General features: G+C 74.5%; 1 protein-coding gene. It reads right to left on the bottom strand.

All coding sequences use genetic code 11. From position 1 onward, the window contains the following. Positions 1–494 (bottom strand): hypothetical protein (locus ACFW3D_RS42050; protein ID WP_500513765.1); only part of this gene is annotated, 494 nt, incomplete at both ends.

Below are 494 nucleotides of genomic sequence, written 5' to 3'. Positions count from 1 at the left end.
CGCGCGCCCTCCTCCCACACCCGCCTCGCCCGCTCGCGGCGGGCGGGGGGGGCGAGGACCGTGGCTCCCGCCTGGTAGACGGCCCGTACGAGGCGGGCGACGTTCTGGTAGCCGCGGTAGGTCTTCTGTGCCCAGCGGACGGCCCACAGGAGCACGCGCAGGCCCCTGTCGAGGGCGGTGGCGCCCCAACCCTGGTAGGTCTTCACCCAGGCCGCCGCGGTACGGGCCCAGGGGCTCGGCCGGCGGCGCTTGGGCTTGATCAGGCTCACGACGGGCGGGGCGAAGGCGACGGACCCGAGCGGGACGGGGCCGGCGGGCCCGGCCGGGATGGTGGAGCGGGTTCCGCGGCTCCAGAACGTGGCGTCGGTCTTGGCCTCGCCCCGGATCGGGTAGCCGCCGTAGAACCGGACGATGGCCCACAGGCCCTTGAAGACGCCCGTGATGAGCGACCACAGGCCCTTGAAGACGCCCGTGATGAGCGACCAGAGGTTGGC

Source organism: Streptomyces sp. NPDC058864 (genome assembly GCF_042742985.1).
GTDB lineage: Bacteria > Actinomycetota > Actinomycetes > Streptomycetales > Streptomycetaceae > Actinacidiphila.
This window is presented reverse-complemented; position numbering and strand designations above follow the sequence as displayed.